Source organism: Pantoea sp. R102 (assembly GCF_004916815.1).
Classification (GTDB): Bacteria; Pseudomonadota; Gammaproteobacteria; order Enterobacterales; family Enterobacteriaceae; genus Pantoea; species Pantoea dispersa.
In genome coordinates this window covers 12,030-35,376 of record NZ_SDFT01000009.1, presented here as the reverse complement: position 1 = coordinate 35,376, position 23,347 = coordinate 12,030, and the positions used below count along the sequence as shown (strand labels likewise).

Genomic DNA, 23,347 nt, shown 5'->3' with positions numbered 1-23,347 from the left:
GTTTGATGAATGAATATGAAAAAAGCGACCAACCTGCGCAGCCTTGCCGCGCAACTGATTGAACGCGTGGTGGATAAAGGGGAATCGCTGAGCGCGATTCTGCCCGCTGCGCAAAAAACGCTGGCAAACAACGATGGCGCGCTGCTGCAGGAGTTGTGTTTTGGCGTGACGCGCACGCTGCCGCAGCTGGAAGCGTTGATTAATAAGCTGATGGCGCGGCCGTTAACCGGCAAACAGCGCGTGCTGCACTATCTGATCATGGTGGGCCTGTATCAGCTGCTGTATACCCGCGTTCCGCCGCACGCCGCGCTGGCCGAAACCGTAGCCGGGGCTGAAGCACTGAAGCGGGCAAATCTGAAAGGCTTGCTTAACGGCGTGCTGCGTCAGTTCCAGCGTCAGCAGGATGCACTGCTGGCGGAGGTAAATCAGGGCCCGCAGCGCTACTGGCATCCGGGCTGGCTGCTGAAACGGCTGCAGACCGCGTGGCCAGAGCAGTGGCAGCAAATTGTGGAAGCAAACAATCAGCGACCGCCAATGTGGCTGCGCGTGAATCGTCAGCATCACAGCCGTGACGCCTGGCTGGCGTTATTAACCCAGCAGAATCAAAATGCGTTTAGTGCTGACGCGCCGGATGCGCTGCGTCTTGAAGCACCGGCTCCGGTCAGTCAGCTGCCAGGCTTTGAGCAGGGCTGGGTGACGGTGCAGGATCTCTCTGCTCAGCGTTGTGCCCTGCTGCTGGCGCCGGAAAACGGCGAAACCATTCTCGACCTGTGCGCTGCGCCCGGCGGCAAAACCACCCATATTCTCGAAATTGCGCCACAGGCCCGCGTGATGGCGGTGGATATCGATGCGCAGCGCCTGTCGCGCGTGACGGAAAACCTGCAGCGTCTGGGGATGCAGGCTGACGTGCGTCAGGGCGATGGCCGCACGCCAGCGGCCTGGTGCGACGAGCAGCAATTCGACCGCATCCTGCTGGATGCGCCCTGCTCGGCCACCGGCGTTATTCGACGCCATCCGGATATCAAATGGCTACGCCGCGATCGCGATATTGACGAACTCGCCGCGCTACAGCGTGAGATTCTGGCGGCCATCTGGCCGCGCCTGAAATCGGGCGGTACGCTGCTTTATGCCACCTGCTCAGTGCTGCCGCAGGAGAACCAGCAGCAGATCGAGGCTTTCCTCGCGACGCATGACGATGCGGTGCCGCAGGCATTGCCACAGGGGCAACTTAACGGCTGGCAGGTTTTCCCTGCCATCGATGGCGGCGACGGTTTCTTCTACGCTAAGCTGATGAAAAAATAGTGCAGCGCACAGTGACAAGAGCAACGTATCCATGAAAATTATTATCCTCGGCGCCGGCCAGGTGGGCGGCACGCTCGCTGAAAACCTGGTGGGCGAAAACAATGACATCACCGTGGTTGATAGCGATCCCTCACGCTTACGCGTGCTGCAGGATAAGTTTGACCTGCGCGTGGTGCAGGGCCATGGTTCGCACCCGCGCGTGTTGCGTGAAGCCGGCGCCGAAGATGCGGATATGCTGGTGGCGGTGACCAGCTCTGACGAAACCAACATGATTGCCTGTCAGATTGCTTACTCGCTGTTTAACACGCCAAACCGCATTGCCCGTATCCGCGCCGCCGATTATCTGCGCGATGCGGAAAAGCTGTTCGTGCCGGAAGCGGTACCCATCGACCATTTGATCTCGCCCGAACAGCTGGTGATCGACAACATCTATCGGCTGATTCAGTACCCTGGCGCGCTGCAGGTGGTGAATTTTGCCGAGGGCAAAGTCAGCCTGGCAGTGGTCAAAGCCTATTACGGCGGACCGCTGGTGGGCAATCCGCTGTCGATCCTGCGTGAACATATGCCGCATATCGATACCCGCGTAGCCGCCATTTTCCGTCAGGATCGCCCGATCCGCCCGCAGGGATCGACGATTGTCGAAGCTGGCGATGAAGTGTTTTTTATTGCCGCCAGTCAGCATATTCGTGCGGTGATGAGCGAGATGCAGCGGCTCGAAAAGCCCTATAAACGCATTATGCTGGTCGGCGGTGGCAATATCGGCTTTGGCCTGGCGCAGCGGCTGGAGAAGCAGTACAGCGTTAAGCTGATAGAACGTAATCAGCAGCGCGCGGCTGAACTGGCTGAACATCTGCAGGATACCATCGTGTTCTATGGCGATGCCTCGGATCAGGAACTGCTGGCAGAAGAGCATGTCGATCAGGTCGATCTGTTTATCGCCGTCACTAACGACGATGAAGCCAATATCATGTCAGCGATGCTGGCCAAAAAGATGGGCGCGAAAAAAGTGATGGTACTGATCCAGCGTCGCGCCTATGTCGATCTGGTGCAGGGCAGCGTGATCGACATTGCGATCTCACCGCAGCAGGCCACAATTTCTGCGCTGCTTGGCCACGTGCGCAAAGCCGATATTGTCGGCGTCTCTTCACTGCGCCGCGGTATTGCGGAAGCCATCGAGGCCATCGCCCACGGTGATGAAACCACTTCGCGCGTGGTCGGCCGCCTGATTGAAGATATTAAACTGCCGCCGGGCACAATTATCGGCGCGGTGGTGCGTGGTGATGACGTGATCATCGCCAATGATAATGTGCGTATTGAGCAAGGCGACCACGTGATCATGTTCCTCACCGACAAAAAGTTTGTGCCGGACGTTGAGCGTCTGTTCCAGCCGAGCCCGTTCTTCCTGTAACGCGTTGTGATTGGGCTGAAGTGAGAGTGGTGTTTAATCCATTGTTATAATGGCAATTACACGAAGGTTTGTTAGACTTTAGCCATTGGCCAAGGCAAGGAGATAACAATGAGTTTATTCAAAGAGTTTCGTGATTTTGCGATGCGCGGTAACGTGGTGGACCTGGCGGTTGGTGTGATCATCGGTGCTGCGTTCGGTAAGATCGTATCGTCACTGGTTGCAAACATCATTATGCCACCGCTCGGTTTACTGATTGGCGGCGTCGACTTTAAGCAGTTTAAATGGGTACTCAAGCCAGCAGAAGGCGATATCCCAGCGGTGGTGATGGAATACGGTAACTTTATTCAGACGGTATTTGATTTCATTATCGTGGCGTTTGCTATCTTCATTGCCATCAAAGTAATGAATAAACTGTATAAAAAGAAAGAAGTGGAAAAACCAGCGCCTAAACCGACTAATGAAGAAGTGCTGCTGACCGAGATTCGCGACCTGCTTAAGCAACAAAATAATAAAGTGTGATGAATAAAAGCCGCCTGTTCAGGCGGCTTTTTTGTCACTAAAGCAGAAGGCCAGAGGTAAACACTGTTGCTTACCGCTGGCCTCCTGATTCGCTCCCTTCGCGTGTTTATCTTTACGCCGGTAGCTGCCTTTCCCCTTCTGATTACGCTCAACACGCTGGCGATACAGCGGATCGTGTAACAGGGCTTCCAGGGCGTTATCGTTAATTTTGCCTTTTCGATGCTGATAGTGACTCATATCGTCCTCCGGTTAGTGATGGCGCAACTATAGTCCCTGCGCGCCAGAATTCAATCCTTGCTACAACAAATTTCAGGATGCGGATCTTCGCCGGTTTCCAGTGCCTCGAGGATCGAACAGCAGGCGCTACTGTGGCGGTCACCACAGCAGGTTTCCGCCAGCCGTTGCAGTGAGCGCTGCATGGTTTGCAGTTCGCCAATCATACTGTTCACCTCATTCAGCCGTTTCGCCACGATCGCTTTTGACTCTTCACAGGTGTGATGCTCTGGATCGATGCGGATCGACAGCAGGTCGCGGATCGATTCCAGGCTGAAACCAAGCTGCCGGCCGTAACGGATAAAACGCAGGCGCTGCAGATCGTTATCGCTGTACAGGCGGAAGCCGCCCTCGGTGCGTACCTCATGATCCATCATCTGCTGCTTTTCATAAAAGCGGATGGTGTCCGGCGTCACGTCCGCCAGTTTTGCCAGCTGGCCAATGCGATACATACTATTTCTCCTGCTGTAGCCGCTGACCGATCGCCGGGCGGTATTCGCCACGCAGAAAATCGGTGCTCATGCCAGCCTGCTGCAGCTTCATCTCCAGCAGCGTCAGGCGTTTGGCCAGTTCACGCGCCTCGCTGTCATCAGGATCGAGTTCGCGAAGCAAATCGCTCAGTGCCAGCGCGTCGCGGCGCATCTCCAGTTCCGGAGGGAGATAGCCGGAGTTTTTCAGCAGTCGCCAGGCACTGCGCAATTCTGCCGGCACACCACTGTCATCGTCCAGCGTGAACGGCGCACCTTCACCAGGCAGATTGCTCAGCTCGCCCTTTTCCTGAGCGGCGCGGATATGTTGTTCAGCCAGCTGATCGATAAGCCACATAGAAACCTCCTGCAGGCATGTCTGCCAACAGCATAGCGAATGGAGGGGAAATGGGAAGAAATGACAGGCAATAAAAAACCCGCCGAAGCGGGTTTTTTACGTTACTGCAAATTACTCTGCAGCAGCTTCTGCTTGAGCTTCTGGACGATCAACCAGCTCGATGTATGCCATCGGAGCGTTGTCACCAGCACGGAAGCCACACTTCAGAATGCGAGTGTAACCACCGGCACGGCTCGCGAAACGCGGGCCCAGCTCGTTAAACAGTTTTGCCACGATCTCGTTATCACGAGTACGGGCGAATGCCAGACGACGATTAGCTACGCTGTCGGTCTTGGCAAGAGTAATCAGCGGCTCAACTACGCGACGCAGCTCTTTGGCTTTCGGCAGAGTCGTCTTAATGATCTCATGACGAACCAGAGAACCAGCCATGTTGCGGAACATAGCCTGACGATGGCTGCTGTTGCGGTTCAGTTGACGACCACTCTTACGATGGCGCATGACCTTATCCTTCTCAGTGAAACCTTAACCTGCGATCCGGTTATTCATCAGCAATGCTTGCCGGTGGCCAGTTTTCCAGGCGCATGCCCAGAGACAGACCACGTGATGCGAGCACGTCTTTAATCTCGGTAAGAGATTTTTTACCCAGGTTAGGCGTTTTAAGCAGCTCAACCTCGGTACGCTGTACCAGATCACCGATGTAGTGGATAGCTTCTGCCTTGAGGCAGTTAGCAGAGCGGACAGTCAATTCCAGATCGTCAACAGGGCGCAGCAGGATCGGATCGAATTCTGGTTTCTCTTCTTTGACTTCCGGCTGACGTACATCACGTAAGTCAACGAAAGCTTCCAGTTGTTCTGCCAGGATGGTTGCCGCACGACGAATCGCCTCTTCAGGATCGATTGTGCCGTTGGTTTCCATTTCGATGACCAGCTTGTCCAGGTCGGTGCGCTGTTCTACACGCGCTGCTTCAACATTGTAGGCGATACGGTCTACAGGGCTGTAGCAAGCGTCAACCAACAGACGGCCGATTGGGCGCTCATCTTCTTCCGAATGAATTCGGGCAGAAGCCGGCACATAACCACGACCACGCTGAACTTTGATACGCATGCTAATAGATGCGTTTTCATCGGTCAGATGGCAGATCACATGCTGCGGCTTGACGATTTCGACATCACCGTCGTGGGTAATGTCGGCTGCAGTCACAGGGCCAATGCCAGATTTATTCAGAGTGAGGATGACTTCATCTTTACCCTGAACTCTTACCGCCAGCCCTTTCAGATTGAGCAGGATTTCCAGGATATCTTCCTGTACGCCCTCTTTGGTGGAGTACTCGTGCAGCACGCCATCAATCTCAACCTCGGTCACCGCGCAACCCGGCATGGAAGAAAGCAGAATACGGCGCAGTGCGTTACCAAGAGTATGGCCAAAGCCACGCTCTAACGGCTCAAGGGTCACCTTGGCGTGCGTCGAACTCACTTGCTCGATATCTACCAGGCGCGGTTTTAGAAACTCTGTCACAGAACCCTGCATTGTGTCCTCTCTTTGGTACTAAGCTTTACTTGGAGTAAAGCTCGACGATCAGGTGTTCGTTAATGTCCGCAGACAGATCGGTACGCTCAGGAATACGCTTGAACACACCTTCCATCTTAGTCGCATCAACTTCCAGCCAGGTTGGCTTTTCACGCTGCTCAGCCAGCTCCAGAGCGGCCTTCACGCGAGATTGCTTTTTGGCTTTCTCACGGATGCTTACGACATCATTCGGAGATACCTGATAAGAAGCGATGTTAACAACGCGACCGTTTACCATTACAGATTTGTGGCTAACCAGCTGACGTGCTTCTGCACGAGTGGCACCAAAGCCCATACGGTAAACTACGTTATCCAGACGACCTTCCAGCAGAGCTAACAGGTTTTCACCGGTGTTGCCTTTCAGACGCGCTGCTTCTTTATAGTAGTTACGGAACTGACGCTCCAGCACGCCGTAGATACGACGAACTTTTTGCTTTTCACGTAACTGGCCGCCGTAATCAGAAAGACGCGGTTTACGCGCACCATGCTGACCAGGGGCTTGTTCAATTTTGCACTTGGAATCAATCGCGCGAACGCCAGACTTAAGGAATAAGTCAGTGCCCTCACGACGGCTCAGCTTGAGCTTAGGACCCAAATATCTTGCCATTTTCTTTCTCCAACTAACCTAAAAAACGGAACGTTAAACGCGACGTTTTTTCGGCGGACGACAACCGTTGTGAGGGATCGGAGTCACATCAGTAATATTAGTGATGCGGAAACCAGCGGCGTTCAGAGCACGAATAGTAGATTCGCGGCCTGGACCCGGACCCTTAACCATAACTTCCAGGTTCTTAATACCGTAATCTTTCACGGCTTCTGCACAGCGCTCTGCAGCGACCTGAGCAGCAAACGGAGTAGATTTACGTGAACCGCGGAAACCGGAACCACCGGCGGTTGCCCAACCCAGTGCGTTACCCTGACGATCAGTAATAGTAACGATGGTGTTGTTAAAAGACGCATGGACATGAGCCACGCCATCTGAGACTTGTTTTCTTACACGCTTACGTGCACGAACTGGTGCCTTTGCCATTATTTACTCACCCCGATTATTTCTTGATCGGTTTACGCGGACCCTTACGGGTACGTGCGTTGGTCTTAGTACGCTGACCGCGCACCGGCAGACCACGACGATGGCGTAAACCACGGTAGCAACCAAGGTCCATCAGACGCTTGATGCTCAGGGTGATTTCACGGCGCAGATCACCTTCAACAACGAATTTACCAACTGCTTCACGCAGCTGATCAATTTGTTCTTCAGACAGCTCACTGATCTTAACATTTTCAGCGATGCCCGTTTCAGCACAGATGGCTTTAGAACGGGTTTTGCCGATACCGAAGATCGAAGTTAATGCGATAACGGTATGTTTTTGATCAGGAATGTTAATGCCTGCTATACGGGCCACTATGCACTCCTATAATTAAATAAATGCGTACCATGCTGAAAAGCCCGTTTTCAGGATACTCAAATGGAAACGCATCGACATACAAAAGATTGGCTGGCTAATCTAGCCAGCTCAACCCGACTTTGCAAGAAAAATATGTGACTTAATCAGCCCTGGCGCTGTTTATGCTTAGGCTCGGAGCTGCAGATCACACGTACGACACCGTCGCGACGAATGATTTTGCAGTTACGACATAATTTCTTGACGGAAGCACGAACTTTCATTTTTACTCTCCGTAACTTCTCAAGCTACTGAATTAACGGCCATAGCCTTTCAGGTTAGCTTTCTTCAATGCAGACTCGTACTGACTGGACATCATCAGAGTTTGCACTTGAGCCATAAAGTCCATGATGACAACCACTACAATCAGCAGCGAGGTGCCGCCAAAGTAGAAGGGAACCTTCATGGCATCACGCATGAACTCCGGGATCAGGCAGATAAAAGTAATATACAGTGCGCCGATTAAGGTCAGACGTGTCATTACTTTATCGATGTACTTCGCCGTTTGCTCTCCCGGACGAATTCCCGGTACGAATGCACCAGACTTCTTCAGGTTATCTGCTGTTTCACGCGGGTTGAAAACCAACGCCGTGTAGAAGAAACAGAAGAAGATGATTGCAGTCGCATAGAGTAGCACATAAAGCGGCTGTCCTGGCTGCAAATACAGCGAAATTGTTGTCAGCCAGTTCCAACCGGTACCGCCCCCGAACCAGGATGCTATCGTCGCCGGGAACAGGATAATGCTGGAAGCAAAGATAGCTGGGATTACGCCCGCCATGTTCACTTTCAACGGTAAATGTGTGCTCTGTGCAGCATATACACGACGACCTTGCTGACGTTTAGCGTAGTTGACCACAATGCGGCGCTGGCCACGCTCAACGAAAATAACAAAGAACGTCACTGCAAATACAAGAACTGCAACCAACAGCAACAGAAGGAAGTGCAGGTCGCCTTGCCGCGCTTGCTCGATGGTATGGCCAATGGCCGGCGGTAAACCCGCAACAATACCCGCGAAGATAATGATCGAAATACCGTTACCGATACCTCGTTCAGTAATCTGTTCGCCCAGCCACATCAGGAACATGGTTCCGGTAACCAGACTTACAACAGCGGTAAAGTAGAAAGCAAAGCCTGGATTTAATACCAGGCCCTGCATTCCAGGCATATTCGGCAGACCGGTAGCAATACCGATCGACTGGAATATAGCCAGAACCAGTGTGCCGTAGCGAGTGTACTGGCTGATCTTACGACGACCAGCTTCACCCTCTTTCTTAATCTCGGCCAACGCGGGATGAACCACCGTCAGCAGCTGGATAATAATAGAGGCCGAAATATACGGCATAATACCCAGCGCGAAGATTGAGGCACGACTGAGAGCACCACCAGAGAACATGTTAAACATTTCAATGATGGTGCCACGCTGTTGCTCAAGCAGTTTGGCAAGTACAGTGGCATCGATACCGGGGATTGGAATAAAAGAGCCAATACGGAAGACAATCAGTGCACCGATTACAAACAACAGTCTGCGCTTCAGTTCACCAAAGCCACCTTTGGCACTTTGAAAATCTAATCCCGGTTGCTTTGCCATCTGCTACTTATTCCTCGATTTTACCGCCAGCAGCTTCGATTGCAGCACGAGCACCTTTGGTGACACGCAGACCACGAATCGTAACAGGTGCAGATACTTCACCAGACAGGATCACTTTCGCGAACTCAATCTGTACACCGATGATGTTAGCTGCTTTCAGCGTGTTCAGGTCGACGATACCGCCTTCCACTTTCGCCAGATCAGACAGACGCACTTCTGCAGTCACGAATGATTTGCGCGAGGTGAAGCCGAACTTCGGCAGACGACGGTACAGAGGCATCTGACCACCCTCGAAACCACGACGTACGCCACCGCCAGAACGAGACTTCTGACCTTTGTGACCACGACCGCCGGTTTTACCGAGGCCAGAACCGATACCACGGCCCAGACGCTTGGAAGCGTGTTTAGACCCTTCGGCCGGAGACAGAGTGTTTAAACGCATCTCTTACTCCTCCACTTTCAGCATGTAAGAAATCGCGTTGATCATACCGCGTACAGCTGGCGTGTCTTCACGCTCAACGGTGTGACCAATACGACGCAGACCCAGACCAACCAGAGTGGCTTTGTGCTTAGGCAGGCGGCCGATTGAGCTACGGGTTTGTGTAATTTTGATTGTCTTAGCCATCGTGATTACCCCAGAATTTCTTCAACGGATTTACCACGCTTGGCAGCAACCATATCCGGAGACTTCATATTGCCCAGGCCGTCGATAGTTGCACGAACCACGTTGATCGGGTTGGTGGAACCATAGGCTTTAGCCAGAACGTTATGAACTCCAGCGACTTCCAGAACGGCGCGCATTGCACCACCGGCGATGATACCGGTACCTTCAGAAGCCGGCTGCATGAACACACGAGAACCCGTGTGCGCACCTTTAACCGGGTGCTGCAGGGTGCCGTGAGTCAGCGCGACATTAACCATATTGCGACGAGCTTTTTCCATCGCTTTCTGGATCGCTGCTGGAACTTCACGCGCTTTACCGTAACCAAAACCAACGCGGCCGTTACCATCACCCACTACAGTCAGAGCGGTGAAGGAGAAAATACGACCACCTTTCACAGTTTTAGAGACACGGTTTACCGCGATCAGTTTTTCCTGCAGGTCGCCAGCTTGTTTCTCGATGTGTGCCATCTTAGACCTCTACCTTAGAACTGAAGGCCAGCTTCACGAGCAGCATCTGCAAGTGCCTGGACGCGACCATGATATTGGAAACCGGAACGGTCGAAAGAAACATCTTTGATGCCTTTTTCGATAGCGCGCTCAGCCAGAGCTTTACCTACAGCTGCAGCGGCGTCTTTGTTACCGGTATACTTCAGTTGTTCAGCGATAGCTTTTTCTACAGTAGAAGCAGCAACCAGAACTTCGGAACCGTTCGGGGCGATTACCTGTGCGTAAATGTGACGCGGGGTACGATGTACCACCAGGCGAGTAGCACCCAGCTCTTTGAGCTTGCGACGTGCACGGGTCGCACGACGGATACGAGCAGATTTCTTATCCATAGTGTTACCTTACTTCTTCTTAGCCTCTTTGGTACGCACGACTTCGTCGGCGTAACGAACACCCTTGCCTTTGTAAGGCTCAGGACGACGGTAGGCGCGCAGATCAGCTGCAACCTGACCAATCAGCTGTTTATCAGCGCCTTTCAGCACGATCTCAGTCTGAGTTGGACATTCAGCAGTGATGCCGGCCGGCAGTGCATGGTCAACCGGGTGAGAGAAGCCCAGGGCCAGACTCACAGAGTTGCCTTTAACAGCTGCACGATAACCAACACCAACCAGTTGCAGCTTCTTGGTGAAGCCTTCGGTAACACCGATAACCATGCCGTTCAGCAGCGCACGGGCAGTACCTGCCTGTGCCCAACCATCCGCATAACCTTCGCGTGGAGCGAAAGTCAGGGCGTTGTCTGCATGCTTAACTTCTACAGCACTGTTGATAGTACGAGTCAGCTCGCCGTTTTTGCCTTTGATCGAAACTTCCTGACCGTTGAGTTTTACCTCTACGCCGGCAGGAACAACGACAGGTGCTTTTGCAACACGAGACATTTTATCCTCCGATTACGCTACGTAGCAGATAATTTCGCCACCAAGACCAGCCTGGCGCGCTGCACGATCAGTCATGACACCTTTAGAGGTAGAAATTACAGCAATGCCCAGACCGGCCATAACTTTTGGCAGCTCATCTTTTTTCTTATAGATGCGCAGACCTGGACGGCTAACACGCTGAATGCTTTCTACAACAGCTTTACCCTGGAAGTACTTAAGAGTCAGTTCCAGTTCCGGCTTGATGTCGCCTTCGATTTTAAAATCTTGAATATAGCCTTCTTCCTTCAGCACGTTGGCAATTGCCACTTTCAGCTTGGAGGAAGGCATAGAGACCGCAACTTTGTTCGCGGCCTGACCGTTACGGATACGGGTCAGCATATCCGCGATCGGATCTTGCATGCTCATCTGTGTTACTCCCGTGATTCAAATGGTGACAATTACCAGCTAGCCTTTTTCAGACCCGGGATTTCACCGCGCATTGCGGCTTCACGGACCTTGATACGGCTCAACCCAAACTTCCGCAGGAAACCGTGCGGACGACCTGTCTGACGGCAGCGGTTACGCTGACGTGAAGGGCTGGAATCACGCGGCAGACTCTGCAGCTTGAGAACGGCGTTCCAACGGTCTTCGTCGGATGCGTTCACATCAGAAATGATCGCTTTCAGTTCAGCGCGTTTTGCGAAGAACTTGTCTGCTAATTTCACACGCTTAACTTCGCGTGCTTTCATAGATTGCTTAGCCATTAAGTAACCCTACCTTACTTGCGGAACGGGAAGTCAAAGGCAGCCAGCAGAGCACGGCCTTCATCATCAGATTTCGCAGTAGTGGTAATGGTGATATCCAAACCACGAACGCGATCGACTTTGTCGTAGTCGATTTCTGGGAAGATGATCTGCTCACGAACGCCCATGCTGTAGTTACCACGACCGTCGAAAGACTTCGCGGACAGACCACGGAAGTCACGGATACGCGGTACAGCAATAGTGATCAGACGCTCAAAGAACTCCCACATGCGCTCGCCACGCAGAGTTACTTTACAGCCGATCGGATAGCCCTGACGGATTTTGAAGCCTGCAACTGATTTGCGTGCTTTGGTGATCAGCGGTTTTTGACCGGAGATTGCTGCCAGGTCAGCTGCTGCGTTATCCAGCAGTTTCTTGTCAGCGATCGCTTCACCAACACCCATGTTCAGGGTGATCTTCTCGACCCGAGGGACTTGCATGACAGAATTGTAGCCAAACTCTGTCATGAGTTTCTGGACTACTTCGTCTTTGTAGTAATCATGCAGTTTCGCCATCGTACTACTCCAAATTACTTGATAGTTTCGCTGTTAGACTTGAAGAAACGGACTTTTTTACCGTCTTCGAATCTAAAGCCTACACGGTCAGCCTTGCCGGTTGCCGCATTGAAGATTGCAACGTTAGAAACCTGAATAGCAGCTTCTTTTTCAACGATGCCGCCTGGTTGGTTCAGAGCCGGAACCGGCTTCTGGTGTTTCTTAACCAGGTTGATACCTTCAACGATGACCTTACCAGAAGTCAGGACATTCTTTACTTTACCGCGTTTACCTTTGTCTTTACCGGTAAGCACGATAACTTCGTCGTTACGACGGATTTTCGCTGCCATTGTTCGCTCCTTAGAGTACTTCTGGTGCCAGAGAGATAATTTTCATGAACTTTTCAGTACGAAGTTCACGAGTTACCGGCCCAAAAATACGCGTTCCGATAGGCTGCTCGCTGTTATTGTTCAGAATAACGCATGCATTACCATCGAAGCGAATGACAGAACCGTCCGGGCGACGAACACCCTTCCTGGTGCGCACCACTACCGCTTTCAGGACATCACCTTTTTTCACCTTGCCACGCGGAATTGCTTCCTTGATGGTCACTTTGATGATATCGCCGACGCCTGCGTAGCGACGGTGCGAGCCACCCAGAACCTTGATACACATTACGCGACGTGCACCGGAGTTGTCGGCGACGTTCAGCATAGTCTGTTCTTGGATCATTTTAGTGCTCCGCTAATGTCAACTACTACTTCGGGACCCAAACCTCAGGTCGTTAAAAAGCCCCATAATTGAGGGCGCGGCATTATAACACCGGTTCTCGCAGATGGGTAGAAAAAATGAACGGCTCCATAGAGCCGTTCATTTTGTTTTTAGAGGAAGCGGATTCTATTACAGAATCGCTTTCTCTACAACGCGAACCAGAGTCCAGGACTTAGTCTTGGACAGTGGACGGGTTTCGCGGATTTCAACCACGTCACCAATACCACACTCGTTGTTCTCGTCATGGATGTGCAGCTTAGTCGTACGCTTAATGAATTTACCGTAGATCGGGTGCTTCACGAAACGCTCGATAGCAACAACAGCAGATTTCTGCATTTTGTCACTAACAACACGACCCTGCAGAGTACGGATTTTATCGGTCATTACGCCGCCTTCTCAGTCAGTAAAGTCTTAACGCGTGCAACATCACGGCGAACTTGCTTCAGCAGATGGGTCTGCTGCAGCTGGCCAGATGCTGCCTGCATGCGCAGGTTAAACTGCTCGCGCAGGAGGTTAAGCAGCTCAGTGTTCAGCTCTTCAACGCTTTTTTCACGCAGCTCAGTTGCTTTCATTACATCACCGTCTTAGTTACAAAGGTGGTTTTGATAGGCAGTTTTGCTGCTGCCAGCTTGAATGCTTCACGGGCCAGCTCTTCCGGTACACCGTCCATTTCATACAGGACTTTACCAGGCTGGATCAGGGCAACCCAATACTCCACGTTACCCTTACCTTTACCCATACGCACTTCCAGCGGCTTCTCGGTGATTGGTTTGTCCGGGAATACACGGATCCAAATCTTACCTTGACGCTTAACTGCACGGGTCATAGCACGACGTGCTGCTTCGATCTGACGAGCAGTCAGACGACCACGGCCAACAGCTTTCAGACCGAAAGTACCGAAGCTAACATCCGTACCCTGCGCCAGACCGCGGTTACGGCCTTTGTGCACTTTACGGAATTTCGTACGCTTTGGTTGTAACATCAGCGACTCTCCTTACTTACGGCCTTTACGCTGCTGCTTTTTAGGTTGAGCAGCCGGTTCCGGTTGTTCAACAGCAGCCATACCACCCAGGATCTCACCTTTGAAGATCCATACCTTAACGCCGATTACACCATAAGTGGTGTGCGCTTCAGAGGTGTTGTAGTCAATGTCAGCACGCAGAGTGTGCAGCGGTACACGACCTTCACGGTACCATTCGGTACGTGCGATCTCAGCACCGCCCAGACGGCCGCTAACTTCAACTTTGATACCTTTAGCGCCCAGACGCATTGCGTTCTGTACAGCACGCTTCATCGCACGACGGAACATCACACGACGCTCCAGCTGTGAAGTGATGCTGTCAGCAACCAGTTTTGCGTCCAGTTCCGGTTTACGGACTTCGGCGATATTGATCTGTGCAGGAACGCCAGCGATGTTCGCTACGACCGTGCGCAGTTTTTCAACGTCTTCACCTTTTTTACCGATAACGATACCCGGGCGAGCGGTGTGAATGGTCACACGGATGCTCTTAGCCGGACGCTCGATAACGATGCGAGATACAGACGCTTTTGCCAGTTCTTTGTTCAGGAACTGACGTACTTTAAAGTCGCTGTCCAGGTTGTCAGCGAATTCTTTGGTGTTCGCAAACCAGGTAGAGTTCCATGGTTTTACAATACCCAGGCGAATACCATTAGGATGTACTTTCTGACCCATTGCTAGTCTCCAGAGTCTCAGCGATCGGACACAACCACAGTAATGTGGCTGGTGCGCTTCAGGATGCGATCTGCACGACCTTTAGCACGCGGCATAATGCGCTTCATGCTAGGGCCTTCATCTACGAAAATTTTCGCAACTTTCAGATCGTCGATATCAGCGCCATCGTTGTGTTCGGCGTTAGCAATGGCAGATTCCAGGACTTTCTTAACCAGTACAGCCGCTTTCTTGTTGGTGTAAGTCAGAATATCCAGAGCCTGCGACACTTTCTTACCGCGAATCAGGTCAGCAACAAGGCGAACCTTCTGAGCAGAAGAACGAGCATGGCGATGTTGAGCAATAGTTTCCATCTCTTCCTCCTACTTATTTCTTCTTGGCTTTCTTATCAGCAGCGTGGCCGCGATAAGTACGTGTCGGTGCAAATTCACCCAGCTTGTGGCCGACCATTTCGTCGGAAACAAAGACAGGAACGTGCTGACGACCATTATGGACAGCGATGGTCAAACCGATCATGTTAGGGAAGATCGTTGAACGACGGGACCAAGTGCGCAGGGGCTTCTTGTCACCGCTTTCCACCGCTTTCTCTACCTTCTTCAGCAAGTGCAGGTCAATAAAAGGACCTTTCTTGAGAGAACGTGGCATGGCTTATCCTCTAAAATTATTTGCTACGGCGACGTACGATAAATTTATCAGTACGCTTGTTGCTACGGGTCTTCTTACCTTTGGTCTGAACGCCCCACGGAGTTACCGGGTGCTTACCAAAGTTACGACCTTCACCACCACCGTGCGGGTGATCGACTGGGTTCATCGCAGTACCGCGAACGGTAGGACGAACACCACGCCAACGGGTTGCACCGGCTTTACCCAGAACGCGCAGCATGTGCTCAGCGTTACCGACTTCGCCCAAGGTTGCGCGGCAGTCAGCTTCGACTTTACGCATTTCGCCTGAACGCAGACGCAGGGTAACGTAGGAACCTTCACGCGCAACGATCTGCACGTAAGCACCAGCAGAACGGGCAATCTGACCGCCTTTACCTGGTTTCATTTCTACGTTATGCACGGTTGAACCAACCGGGATGTTACGCATCGGCAGGGTGTTACCTGCTTTGATCGCAGCATCAACGCCAGACTGAATCTGGTCGCCAGCTTTCAGGCCTTTAGGGGCCAGGATGTAACGGCGCTCGCCATCTTTGTACAGAACCAGTGCGATGTTCGCAGAACGGTTCGGATCGTACTCAAGACGCTCAACAACTGCCGGGATACCATCTTTGTTGCGTTTGAAGTCAACAATACGGTAAGCCTGCTTGTGACCACCACCGATATGACGGGTAGTGATACGACCATTGTTGTTACGACCACCGGATTTGCTGTTTTTTTCAACCAGCGCGGCAAAAGGCTTGCCTTTGTGCAGCTCAGGGTTCACCACTTTAACAACGTGACGACGACCCGGAGATGTCGGTTTACATTTAACAACTGCCATTGTCTTTCTCCTCCGACTTACTCAGCGCCGCCGACGAAGTCCAGGTTCTGGCCTTCTTTCAGGGTGACGTAAGCTTTTTTCCAGTCGCTACGACGACCGATACGCTGTCCGTGACGCTTAACTTTACCCTTAACAACCAGGGTGTTTACGTCTTTCACTTCTACTTCGAACAGTTTCTCAACAGCAGCAACGATCTCTGCTTTGGTCGCGTCTTTGGCAACTTTGAGAACGATGGTATTGGTTTTTTCCATCGCGGTTGATGCTTTTTCAGATACGTGCGGCGCGCGCAGTACTTTCAGCAGACGTTCTTCACGGATCATGCCAGCATCTCCTCAACTTGCTTAACTGCTTCTGCAGTCATAACGACTTTGTCGAAGGCGATCAGGCTAACTGGGTCGATACCCGCTGCATCACGCACGTCAACCTTGTACAGGTTACGCGCAGCCAGGAACAGATTCTCATCCAGTTCACCGGTGATGATCAGCACGTCTTCCAGCGCCATGTCTTTCAGTTTCTGTACCAGCAGCTTAGTTTTAGGCGCTTCAACAGAGAACGACTCGACAACGATCAGACGGTCCTGACGTACCAGCTCGGACAGGATGCTTTTCAGCGCGCCGCGGTACATCTTTTTGTTAACTTTTTGACTGTGGTCCTGTGGACGCGCAGCGAAGGTCACGCCACCTGAACGCCAGATCGGGCTCTTGATAGAACCTGAACGCGCACGGCCGGTGCCTTTCTGACGCCATGGCTTTTTGCCTGAACCAGTTACTTCAGCACGAGTTTTCTGCGCGCGAGTACCCTGACGAGCACCTGCAGCGTAAGCAACAACAACCTGGTGAACCAGCGCTTCGTTGAAATCACGACCGAAGGTAGTTTCGGAAACAGTCAGCGCGCTCTGCGCGTCTTTCAGTACTAATTCCATTGCTATCCCCTTACGCCTTCACAGCTGGTTTAACAATCAGGTCGCTGCCGGTTGCACCCGGGACAGCACCTTTGACCAGCAGCAGGTTGCGCTCAGCGTCAACACGTACTACTTCCAGGCTCTGAACGGTTACGCGCTCATTACCCAGCTGACCAGCCATTTTCTTGCCTTTGAACACTTTGCCCGGAGTCTGGTTCTGACCGATAGAACCCGGAACGCGGTGAGACAAGGAGTTACCGTGTGTAGCGTCCTGGGTACGGAAGTTCCAGCGCTTAACGGTACCTGCGAAACCTTTACCTTTAGAGGTACCGGTAACGTCTACTTTTTTAACGTCAGCGAAAATTTCAACACTGATGCTCTGGCCAACAGAGTATTCTTCACCTTCGGTGCGGAATTCCCACAGACCACGGCCAGCTTCAACGCCAGCTTTAGCAAAATGACCTGCTTCCGGCTTACCAACACGGTTTGCTTTTTTTGCACCGGTGGTAACCTGGATCGCCTGGTAACCATCGTTTTCCAGACCTTTGACCTGGGTAACGCGGTTTGCTTCAACTTCGATTACGGTTACTGGGATTGAAACGCCTTCTTCAGTGAAGATGCGCGTCATGCCCACTTTTTTACCGACTAAACCAATCATTGTATCAACCTCTCAATCGCTCGATGACCTGATTAACCCAGGCTGATCTGCACGTCAACACCGGCAGCCAGATCCAGACGCATCAGAGCATCAACGGTTTTTTCAGTTGGCTCAACGATGTCTACCAGACGCTTGTGAGTGCGGATTTCGTACTGATCACGCGCATCTTTGTTAACGTGCGGAGAGATCAGAACGGTGAAGCGCTCTTTGCGAGTCGGCAGCGGGATCGGACCACGTACCTGCGCACCAGTGCGCTTGGCAGTCTCGACGATTTCCGCGGTTGATTGATCGATCAGGCGATGATCAAACGCTTTAAGACGGATACGGATTCTTTGGTTCGACATGAGACCAAGGCTCCAAACATTTTATAAACGAAAAAAATTACTACCCGCACCCATTACGATTGATGGGGGAGTGTAATCGTTCAGCATATAACTCCCCAATCGGGAGTATTGTCAGGCGATACACTAATCGCTATCGCCTGCGATTCTGCTCGAATCGCGCCACACCAATATCGGCAGGCCCGCGCATTATACGCAAATCTGTTCAGGAAGCAACCCATGCTGCGTTTTTAACCGCAAAAGCACGCGCCGGTAAAAAAGCCCGCACGGGGCGGGCTGCAATCAACAGGTGGAACGGCACGGCAAACGCTACTTATCGCCCTCTTCTTTCAGCTGGGCCTGCAGATAGTTTTGCAGACCCAATTTCTGAATCAGGTCGAGCTCAGTTTCCAGCCAGTCGATATGGTGCTCTTCATCCGCCAGAATCTCGATCATCATGTCGCGGCTGACGTAATCATGAACTTTATCGGCGTAAGCAATCGCTTCGCGTAAGTCTTTCGCCCCTTCCAGTTCGAGCGTCAAATCCGATTGCAGCATTTCCGGTACGTCTTCACCAATGCGCAGCCGGCCGAGATCCTGCAGATTAGGAATGCCTTCGAGAAACAAAATGCGTTCGATGTACTTGTCCGCATGTTTCATTTCATCAATGGATTCATGGTATTCGACATCGTTGAGGCGTATCAGGCCCCAGTTTTTGAACATGCGCGCATGTAGAAAGTACTGGTTGATTGCAACCAGTTCATTTCCCAGCAATTTATTGAGGTGAGTAATGATTTTGCCGTCGCCCTTCATTTTGCTTCCTCCGCTTGCAGATAAATAGAGCGTAGATGCGGATAAAAAGAAGTCAAAAAAACGCGACAGTTTTTGGGGTTATTCAGGCGAAGCGGATGTGCAGTTACGCTATCTCTTTGTAAAGCGGCACGTTTTTCATTTCATCATCCATAATCTCGCGCGCCACACGAATACACTTGCCGCACTGCTTGCCGACAGGCACCAGCTGGCGTAGTTGCTGAATCGATTTGGGTTGATAACGGCGGACAACTTCACGCAGGGTTCGGTCGCTTACGGCATTACACAGACAGACGTACATTTACAGCCCACTCCAGTACAATTTCTGATCAAAGTTTAAATGAGAATGGTTTTTATTTCAACGTAGCTTTTGTGTGGGATTAGTGGTGCCGGTCAATGCAAAGCAAAAAAAAAGAGCACCGAAGTGCTCTTTTTCATGCTGCGGTGGCAACCGGAGTTACCACCGTTATTAACGCAATTAAGCGAGAACTTCAGCAACAACGCCCGCGCCAACGGTACGGCCGCCTTCGCGGATTGCGAAACGCAGACCCTGGTCCATCGCGATTGGGTGGATCAGCTCAACGGTCATTTTGATGTTGTCGCCTGGCATTACCATCTCAACGCCTTCTGGCAGTTCGATGTTGCCGGTCACATCAGTAGTACGGAAGTAGAACTGTGGACGGTAGCCTTTGAAGAACGGAGTATGACGGCCGCCTTCGTCTTTAGACAGTACGTACACTTCTGATACGAACTTGGTGTGTGGCTTGATGGTGCCTGGCTTAGCCAGAACCTGACCACGCTGGATCTCTTCACGCTTGATACCGCGCAGCAGAACACCACAGTTCTCGCCTGCCTGACCCTGGTCCAGCAGTTTGCGGAACATTTCAACACCGGTACAGGTAGACTTGGCAGTCGCTTTGATACCAACGATTTCTACTTCGTCGCCCACTTTCACGATGCCGCGCTCAACACGACCGGTAACAACGGTACCACGGCCAGAGATTGAGAATACGTCTTCGATTGGCAGCAGGAACGGCAGATCGATAGCACGTACTGGATCTGGAATGTAAGTATCCAGGTGACCAGCCAGCTCAACGACTTTCGCTTCCCACTCAGCGTCGCCTTCCAGCGCTTTCAGCGCAGAACCGCGTACGATTGGGGTATCGTCGCCTGGGAAGTCGTACTGAGACAGCAGATCGCGAACTTCCATCTCAACCAGTTCCAGCAGCTCTTCGTCATCAACCATGTCGCACTTGTTCAGGAACACGATGATGTAAGGAACGCCAACCTGACGGCCCAGCAGGATGTGCTCACGGGTCTGAGGCATTGGGCCATCAGTCGCAGCAACAACCAGGATCGCGCCGTCCATCTGCGCAGCACCGGTGATCATGTTTTTCACATAGTCGGCGTGGCCTGGGCAGTCAACGTGTGCGTAGTGACGGGACGGGGTTTCATATTCAACGTGAGAGGTGTTGATGGTGATACCACGAGCCTTCTCTTCTGGTGCGTTATCGATCTGATCGAATGCACGAGCCTGGCCGCCGTAGGTTTTAGCCAGAACGGTGGTGATGGCTGCAGTCAGGGTGGTTTTACCGTGGTCAACGTGACCGATGGTGCCCACGTTTACGTGCAGTTTGTTACGTTGAAATTGCTCTTTCGCCATGGCGATAATCCTTACGTTATGCCTTCATCAGTGATGAAGGCATCAGTTCACAATTTTTAAACCGTAGCCTTATTTGCTACGAGCTTCAATAACGGCCTGAGCGACGTTGTTCGGCGCATCATCGTACTTCAGGAACTCCATGGAGTAAGAAGCACGGCCTTTGGTCAGAGAACGCAACTGAGTCGCGTATCCGAACATTTCAGACAGCGGAACTTCAGCGTGAATCTGAACGCCAGTCGCGTTAGATTCCTGACCTTTCAGCATACCACGACGGCGGCTCAGGTCACCGATAACGTCACCGGTGTTCTCTTCTGGGGTTTCTACTTCAACCTTCATGATTGGCTCAAGCAGAACCGGCTGTGCTTTCTTAAAGCCATCTTTGAAGGCGATAGAAGCGGCCAGTTTAAACGCCAGCTCAGAGGAGTCAACGTCATGGTAAGAACCGAAGTGCAGACGCACGCCCAGGTCAACTACCGGGTAACCGGCCAGTGGACCAGACTTCAGCTGCTCCTGGATACCTTTATCAACCGCAGGGATGTATTCACCAGGAATCACACCACCTTTGATATCGTTGACAAATTCGTAGCCTTTCGGATTCGAACCCGGCTCCAGTGGGTACATGTCGATAACAACATGACCGTACTGACCACGACCACCAGACTGCTTGGCGTGTTTACCTTCGATATCGGTAACTTTAGAGCGAATCGCTTCGCGGTAAGCAACCTGAGGTTTACCGACGTTCGCTTCAACGTTGAATTCACGCTTCATGCGGTCAACGATGATGTCGAGGTGCAGCTCACCCATACCAGCGATGATGGTCTGGTTAGACTCTTCGTCAGTCCATACGCGGAATGACGGGTCTTCTTTCGCCAGACGACCCAGAGCCAGACCCATTTTTTCCTGGTCAGCTTTGGTTTTCGGCTCAACGGCGATAGAAATTACCGGCTCAGGGAATTCCATACGCTCCAGAATGATCGGGTTAGATGGATCACACAGGGTATCACCGGTGATCACGTCTTTCAGACCGATTGCTGCAGCGATGTCGCCTGCGCGAACTTCGCTGATCTCTTCACGTTTGTTGGCGTGCATCTGAACGATACGACCGAAACGCTCACGTGCAGATTTCACGGAGTTCAGTACGGTATCGCCCGAGTTAACCACACCCGAGTAAACGCGGAAGAAGGTCAGGTTACCTACGAACGGGTCGTTGGCAATTTTGAACGCCAGTGCAGAGAACGGCTCGTCGTCAGTTGCGTGACGCTCAGCCGGGGTATCTTTACCGTCGTCCAGGATACCGTTGATCGCCGGAACGTCAGTTGGTGCTGGCAGATATTCAACCACTGCATCCAGCATCGCCTGAACACCTTTGTTCTTAAATGCAGAACCACAGGTCACGAGGATGATCTCGTTGTTCAGTACGCGCTTACGCAGAGCAGATTTGATCTCTTCTTCAGACAGTTCTTCACCGCTAAAGAATTTCTCCATCAGCTCTTCAGAAGCTTCAGCAGCTGCTTCAATCAGCTTGCCACGCCACTCTTCAGCCAGTTCCTGCAACTCAGCACGGATATCTTCGTAAACGAAGGTAGTACCCTGATCGGCGTCGTTCCAGTTGATCTCTTTCATCTTGATCAGGTCAACAACACCGGTGAAGTTCTCTTCTGCGCCGATAGCCAGCTGCAGTGGAACCGGAGTCGCGCCCAGACGTGATTCGATCTGACCAACAACTTTCAGGAAGTTCGCACCCATACGGTCCATTTTGTTAACGAACGCGATACGTGGAACTTTATATTTGTTTGCCTGACGCCATACGGTTTCAGACTGCGGCTGCACGCCACCTACTGCACAGTAAACCATTACTGCGCCGTCGAGCACACGCATAGAACGTTCTACTTCGATGGTGAAGTCAACGTGTCCCGGGGTGTCGATGATGTTGATGCGGTGCGGCTCAAACTGCTTCGCCATACCTGACCAGAACGCAGTGGTCGCTGCAGAGGTGATGGTAATACCACGCTCCTGCTCCTGCGCCATCCAGTCCATGGTTGCAGCGCCATCGTGCACTTCACCGATTTTGTGGTTAACACCGGTGTAGAACAGGATACGCTCGGTGGTAGTGGTTTTACCGGCGTCAATGTGTGCGCTGATACCGATGTTACGGTAGCGCGCAATGGGTGTTGTACGAGCCATTTGATTCCTCTGATTCTCGGACGTTCAATGTAAGTCGACCCCAGCGGGTTGGCTGAATGAGCGCCCGCTGGTTTAACAACAACTACGTGGCGATTACCAGCGGTAGTGTGCGAACGCCTTGTTGGCTTCAGCCATACGGTGAACGTCTTCACGTTTCTTCACTGCAGTACCTTTGTTTTCTGCAGCGTCAGAAAGTTCGTTCGCCAGGCGGAGAGCCATCGATTTATCACCGCGTTTACGAGCAGCTTCTACGATCCAACGCATTGCCAGGGCATTACGACGAACCGGACGGACTTCAACTGGAACCTGGTAGGTTGAACCACCAACGCGACGTGACTTAACTTCGACAGTCGGACGTACGTTTTCGAGTGCAACTTCGAAAGCTTCCAGACCATCTTTACCAGCACGTTGAGCCAGGGTATCAAGTGCGGTATAGACGATTGATTCAGCAGTAGATTTTTTACCATCTACCATCAGGATATTTACAAATTTAGCCAGCAGCTCTGATCCGAACTTAGGATCCGGCAGAATTTTACGCTGACCAATGACGCGACGACGTGGCATGGAAATACTCCGTTGTTAATTCAGGATTGTCCAAAACTCTACGAGTTTATTTTGACATTAA

General features: G+C 52.0%; 39 protein-coding genes. 3 read left to right on the top strand and 36 right to left on the bottom strand.

Features of this window, described 5'->3' with window-relative positions; translation table 11 throughout:
• The first annotated feature begins 15 nt into the window (after positions 1 to 15).
• The 3 genes from rsmB (at position 16) to mscL (ending at position 3,229) form a co-directional block, all read left to right on the top strand.
• Positions 16 to 1,302 (top strand): 16S rRNA (cytosine(967)-C(5))-methyltransferase RsmB, encoded by a 1,287-nt coding sequence (gene rsmB / locus ERD80_RS01435; protein WP_127834653.1) that lies wholly within the window; start codon positions 16 to 18, stop codon positions 1,300 to 1,302.
• 31 nt (positions 1,303 to 1,333) lie between these two features.
• Positions 1,334 to 2,710: a Trk system potassium transporter TrkA gene (gene trkA, locus ERD80_RS01430; RefSeq protein WP_021508228.1), complete on the top strand. Its 1,377-nt coding sequence runs from the start codon at positions 1,334 to 1,336 to the stop codon at positions 2,708 to 2,710.
• Positions 2,711 to 2,818: 108 nt separating this feature from the next.
• Positions 2,819 to 3,229 carry a large-conductance mechanosensitive channel protein MscL gene (gene mscL, locus ERD80_RS01425; protein WP_021508227.1) on the top strand — a complete coding sequence of 137 codons (411 nt, stop codon included), beginning with the start codon at positions 2,819 to 2,821 and terminating at the stop codon, positions 3,227 to 3,229.
• Between the two features lie 18 nt (positions 3,230 to 3,247).
• Here mscL and ERD80_RS01420 read toward each other — a convergent pair whose 3' ends face one another.
• From ERD80_RS01420 to rpsG, 36 genes are all read right to left on the bottom strand, one after another.
• Positions 3,248 to 3,466 (bottom strand): ribosome alternative rescue factor ArfA, encoded by a 219-nt coding sequence (locus ERD80_RS01420; protein ID WP_021508226.1) that lies wholly within the window; start codon positions 3,464 to 3,466, stop codon positions 3,248 to 3,250.
• A 50-nt stretch (positions 3,467 to 3,516) separates the two neighbouring features.
• Positions 3,517 to 3,954: a Zn(2+)-responsive transcriptional regulator gene (gene zntR / locus ERD80_RS01415; RefSeq protein WP_104189620.1), complete on the bottom strand. Its 438-nt coding sequence runs from the start codon at positions 3,952 to 3,954 to the stop codon at positions 3,517 to 3,519.
• A gap of 1 nt (position 3,955) precedes the next feature.
• On the bottom strand, positions 3,956 to 4,327 hold the full coding sequence (locus ERD80_RS01410; protein WP_136545558.1) for a DUF1992 domain-containing protein: 372 nt from the start codon (positions 4,325 to 4,327) through the stop codon (positions 3,956 to 3,958).
• Between the two features lie 111 nt (positions 4,328 to 4,438).
• A complete protein-coding gene (gene rplQ, locus ERD80_RS01405; RefSeq protein ID WP_003850180.1) occupies positions 4,439 to 4,825 on the bottom strand; it encodes a 50S ribosomal protein L17 in 387 nt (128 codons plus the stop codon).
• A 40-nt stretch (positions 4,826 to 4,865) separates the two neighbouring features.
• Positions 4,866 to 5,855 (bottom strand): DNA-directed RNA polymerase subunit alpha, encoded by a 990-nt coding sequence (rpoA, locus tag ERD80_RS01400; protein ID WP_007891688.1) that lies wholly within the window; start codon positions 5,853 to 5,855, stop codon positions 4,866 to 4,868.
• A gap of 25 nt (positions 5,856 to 5,880) precedes the next feature.
• Entirely contained in the window at positions 5,881 to 6,501 is a 621-nt protein-coding gene (gene rpsD, locus ERD80_RS01395; RefSeq protein WP_010618555.1) for a 30S ribosomal protein S4, read from the bottom strand.
• Between the two features lie 33 nt (positions 6,502 to 6,534).
• A complete protein-coding gene (rpsK, locus tag ERD80_RS01390; RefSeq protein WP_004160563.1) occupies positions 6,535 to 6,924 on the bottom strand; it encodes a 30S ribosomal protein S11 in 390 nt (129 codons plus the stop codon).
• Between the two features lie 16 nt (positions 6,925 to 6,940).
• Complete coding sequence (gene rpsM, locus ERD80_RS01385; protein ID WP_021508223.1) at positions 6,941 to 7,297, bottom strand: 30S ribosomal protein S13; 357 nt, start codon at positions 7,295 to 7,297, stop codon at positions 6,941 to 6,943.
• Positions 7,298 to 7,443: 146 nt separating this feature from the next.
• Complete coding sequence (gene rpmJ / locus ERD80_RS01380; RefSeq protein WP_071813610.1) at positions 7,444 to 7,560, bottom strand: 50S ribosomal protein L36; 117 nt, start codon at positions 7,558 to 7,560, stop codon at positions 7,444 to 7,446.
• Positions 7,561 to 7,592: 32 nt separating this feature from the next.
• Positions 7,593 to 8,924, bottom strand: coding sequence for a preprotein translocase subunit SecY (gene secY, locus ERD80_RS01375; RefSeq protein WP_021508222.1), 1,332 nt, complete (start codon positions 8,922 to 8,924; stop codon positions 7,593 to 7,595).
• A 7-nt stretch (positions 8,925 to 8,931) separates the two neighbouring features.
• The gene (gene rplO, locus ERD80_RS01370; protein ID WP_021508221.1) at positions 8,932 to 9,366 is read right to left on the bottom strand and encodes a 50S ribosomal protein L15; all 435 of its coding nucleotides are present in this window, start codon (positions 9,364 to 9,366) and stop codon (positions 8,932 to 8,934) included.
• Between the two features lie 3 nt (positions 9,367 to 9,369).
• Positions 9,370 to 9,549 carry a 50S ribosomal protein L30 gene (gene rpmD / locus ERD80_RS01365; RefSeq protein WP_013510758.1) on the bottom strand — a complete coding sequence of 60 codons (180 nt, stop codon included), beginning with the start codon at positions 9,547 to 9,549 and terminating at the stop codon, positions 9,370 to 9,372.
• Between the two features lie 5 nt (positions 9,550 to 9,554).
• Positions 9,555 to 10,055 (bottom strand): 30S ribosomal protein S5, encoded by a 501-nt coding sequence (gene rpsE / locus ERD80_RS01360; protein WP_010618560.1) that lies wholly within the window; start codon positions 10,053 to 10,055, stop codon positions 9,555 to 9,557.
• A 14-nt stretch (positions 10,056 to 10,069) separates the two neighbouring features.
• Positions 10,070 to 10,423, bottom strand: coding sequence for a 50S ribosomal protein L18 (gene rplR / locus ERD80_RS01355; protein WP_013510760.1), 354 nt, complete (start codon positions 10,421 to 10,423; stop codon positions 10,070 to 10,072).
• A 9-nt stretch (positions 10,424 to 10,432) separates the two neighbouring features.
• Positions 10,433 to 10,966 (bottom strand): 50S ribosomal protein L6, encoded by a 534-nt coding sequence (gene rplF, locus ERD80_RS01350; RefSeq protein WP_007891676.1) that lies wholly within the window; start codon positions 10,964 to 10,966, stop codon positions 10,433 to 10,435.
• A gap of 12 nt (positions 10,967 to 10,978) precedes the next feature.
• Positions 10,979 to 11,371, bottom strand: a complete 393-nt coding sequence (rpsH, locus tag ERD80_RS01345) for a 30S ribosomal protein S8 (protein WP_021508220.1) — start codon at positions 11,369 to 11,371, stop codon at positions 10,979 to 10,981.
• A gap of 32 nt (positions 11,372 to 11,403) precedes the next feature.
• The gene (rpsN, locus tag ERD80_RS01340; protein WP_010618564.1) at positions 11,404 to 11,709 is read right to left on the bottom strand and encodes a 30S ribosomal protein S14; all 306 of its coding nucleotides are present in this window, start codon (positions 11,707 to 11,709) and stop codon (positions 11,404 to 11,406) included.
• Between the two features lie 14 nt (positions 11,710 to 11,723).
• On the bottom strand, positions 11,724 to 12,263 hold the full coding sequence (gene rplE, locus ERD80_RS01335) for a 50S ribosomal protein L5 (protein WP_013510763.1): 540 nt from the start codon (positions 12,261 to 12,263) through the stop codon (positions 11,724 to 11,726).
• 14 nt (positions 12,264 to 12,277) lie between these two features.
• Positions 12,278 to 12,592, bottom strand: coding sequence for a 50S ribosomal protein L24 (gene rplX, locus ERD80_RS01330; protein WP_021508218.1), 315 nt, complete (start codon positions 12,590 to 12,592; stop codon positions 12,278 to 12,280).
• 10 nt (positions 12,593 to 12,602) lie between these two features.
• Positions 12,603 to 12,974 (bottom strand): 50S ribosomal protein L14, encoded by a 372-nt coding sequence (rplN, locus tag ERD80_RS01325; RefSeq protein ID WP_006120590.1) that lies wholly within the window; start codon positions 12,972 to 12,974, stop codon positions 12,603 to 12,605.
• A 168-nt stretch (positions 12,975 to 13,142) separates the two neighbouring features.
• Positions 13,143 to 13,397 (bottom strand): 30S ribosomal protein S17, encoded by a 255-nt coding sequence (gene rpsQ, locus ERD80_RS01320; RefSeq protein ID WP_010618568.1) that lies wholly within the window; start codon positions 13,395 to 13,397, stop codon positions 13,143 to 13,145.
• Positions 13,397 to 13,585: a 50S ribosomal protein L29 gene (gene rpmC / locus ERD80_RS01315; protein ID WP_021508217.1), complete on the bottom strand. Its 189-nt coding sequence runs from the start codon at positions 13,583 to 13,585 to the stop codon at positions 13,397 to 13,399. Before rpmC ends, rpsQ begins: the two co-directional genes overlap by 1 nt.
• Positions 13,585 to 13,995, bottom strand: coding sequence for a 50S ribosomal protein L16 (rplP, locus tag ERD80_RS01310; protein WP_002438716.1), 411 nt, complete (start codon positions 13,993 to 13,995; stop codon positions 13,585 to 13,587). The genes rpmC and rplP overlap by 1 nt, the downstream gene beginning before the upstream one ends.
• A gap of 12 nt (positions 13,996 to 14,007) precedes the next feature.
• A complete protein-coding gene (gene rpsC, locus ERD80_RS01305) occupies positions 14,008 to 14,706 on the bottom strand; it encodes a 30S ribosomal protein S3 (protein ID WP_021508216.1) in 699 nt (232 codons plus the stop codon).
• Positions 14,707 to 14,723: 17 nt separating this feature from the next.
• Positions 14,724 to 15,056, bottom strand: coding sequence for a 50S ribosomal protein L22 (gene rplV, locus ERD80_RS01300; RefSeq protein ID WP_007891659.1), 333 nt, complete (start codon positions 15,054 to 15,056; stop codon positions 14,724 to 14,726).
• Between the two features lie 13 nt (positions 15,057 to 15,069).
• A complete protein-coding gene (gene rpsS / locus ERD80_RS01295; RefSeq protein WP_001138115.1) occupies positions 15,070 to 15,348 on the bottom strand; it encodes a 30S ribosomal protein S19 in 279 nt (92 codons plus the stop codon).
• Between the two features lie 16 nt (positions 15,349 to 15,364).
• Positions 15,365 to 16,186: a 50S ribosomal protein L2 gene (gene rplB / locus ERD80_RS01290; RefSeq protein WP_010618573.1), complete on the bottom strand. Its 822-nt coding sequence runs from the start codon at positions 16,184 to 16,186 to the stop codon at positions 15,365 to 15,367.
• Between the two features lie 17 nt (positions 16,187 to 16,203).
• Positions 16,204 to 16,506, bottom strand: coding sequence for a 50S ribosomal protein L23 (gene rplW / locus ERD80_RS01285; protein WP_010618574.1), 303 nt, complete (start codon positions 16,504 to 16,506; stop codon positions 16,204 to 16,206).
• Positions 16,503 to 17,108: a 50S ribosomal protein L4 gene (rplD, locus tag ERD80_RS01280; RefSeq protein WP_021508215.1), complete on the bottom strand. Its 606-nt coding sequence runs from the start codon at positions 17,106 to 17,108 to the stop codon at positions 16,503 to 16,505. The genes rplW and rplD overlap by 4 nt, the downstream gene beginning before the upstream one ends.
• Positions 17,109 to 17,118: 10 nt before the next feature.
• Positions 17,119 to 17,745, bottom strand: a complete 627-nt coding sequence (gene rplC, locus ERD80_RS01275; protein ID WP_021508214.1) for a 50S ribosomal protein L3 — start codon at positions 17,743 to 17,745, stop codon at positions 17,119 to 17,121.
• 32 nt (positions 17,746 to 17,777) lie between these two features.
• Positions 17,778 to 18,089 (bottom strand): 30S ribosomal protein S10, encoded by a 312-nt coding sequence (gene rpsJ / locus ERD80_RS01270; protein ID WP_006120582.1) that lies wholly within the window; start codon positions 18,087 to 18,089, stop codon positions 17,778 to 17,780.
• Positions 18,090 to 18,395: 306 nt separating this feature from the next.
• Positions 18,396 to 18,878, bottom strand: coding sequence for a bacterioferritin (gene bfr / locus ERD80_RS01265; protein ID WP_021508213.1), 483 nt, complete (start codon positions 18,876 to 18,878; stop codon positions 18,396 to 18,398).
• A 103-nt stretch (positions 18,879 to 18,981) separates the two neighbouring features.
• Positions 18,982 to 19,176, bottom strand: a complete 195-nt coding sequence (bfd, locus tag ERD80_RS01260) for a bacterioferritin-associated ferredoxin (RefSeq protein WP_136545557.1) — start codon at positions 19,174 to 19,176, stop codon at positions 18,982 to 18,984.
• Positions 19,177 to 19,353: 177 nt separating this feature from the next.
• Positions 19,354 to 20,538 carry an elongation factor Tu gene (tuf, locus tag ERD80_RS01255; RefSeq protein ID WP_136545556.1) on the bottom strand — a complete coding sequence of 395 codons (1,185 nt, stop codon included), beginning with the start codon at positions 20,536 to 20,538 and terminating at the stop codon, positions 19,354 to 19,356.
• A 69-nt stretch (positions 20,539 to 20,607) separates the two neighbouring features.
• On the bottom strand, positions 20,608 to 22,722 hold the full coding sequence (gene fusA, locus ERD80_RS01250; RefSeq protein ID WP_021507461.1) for an elongation factor G: 2,115 nt from the start codon (positions 22,720 to 22,722) through the stop codon (positions 20,608 to 20,610).
• Positions 22,723 to 22,815: 93 nt separating this feature from the next.
• On the bottom strand, positions 22,816 to 23,286 hold the full coding sequence (gene rpsG / locus ERD80_RS01245) for a 30S ribosomal protein S7 (protein WP_007886246.1): 471 nt from the start codon (positions 23,284 to 23,286) through the stop codon (positions 22,816 to 22,818).
• Between the last annotated feature and the right edge of the window lie 61 nt (positions 23,287 to 23,347).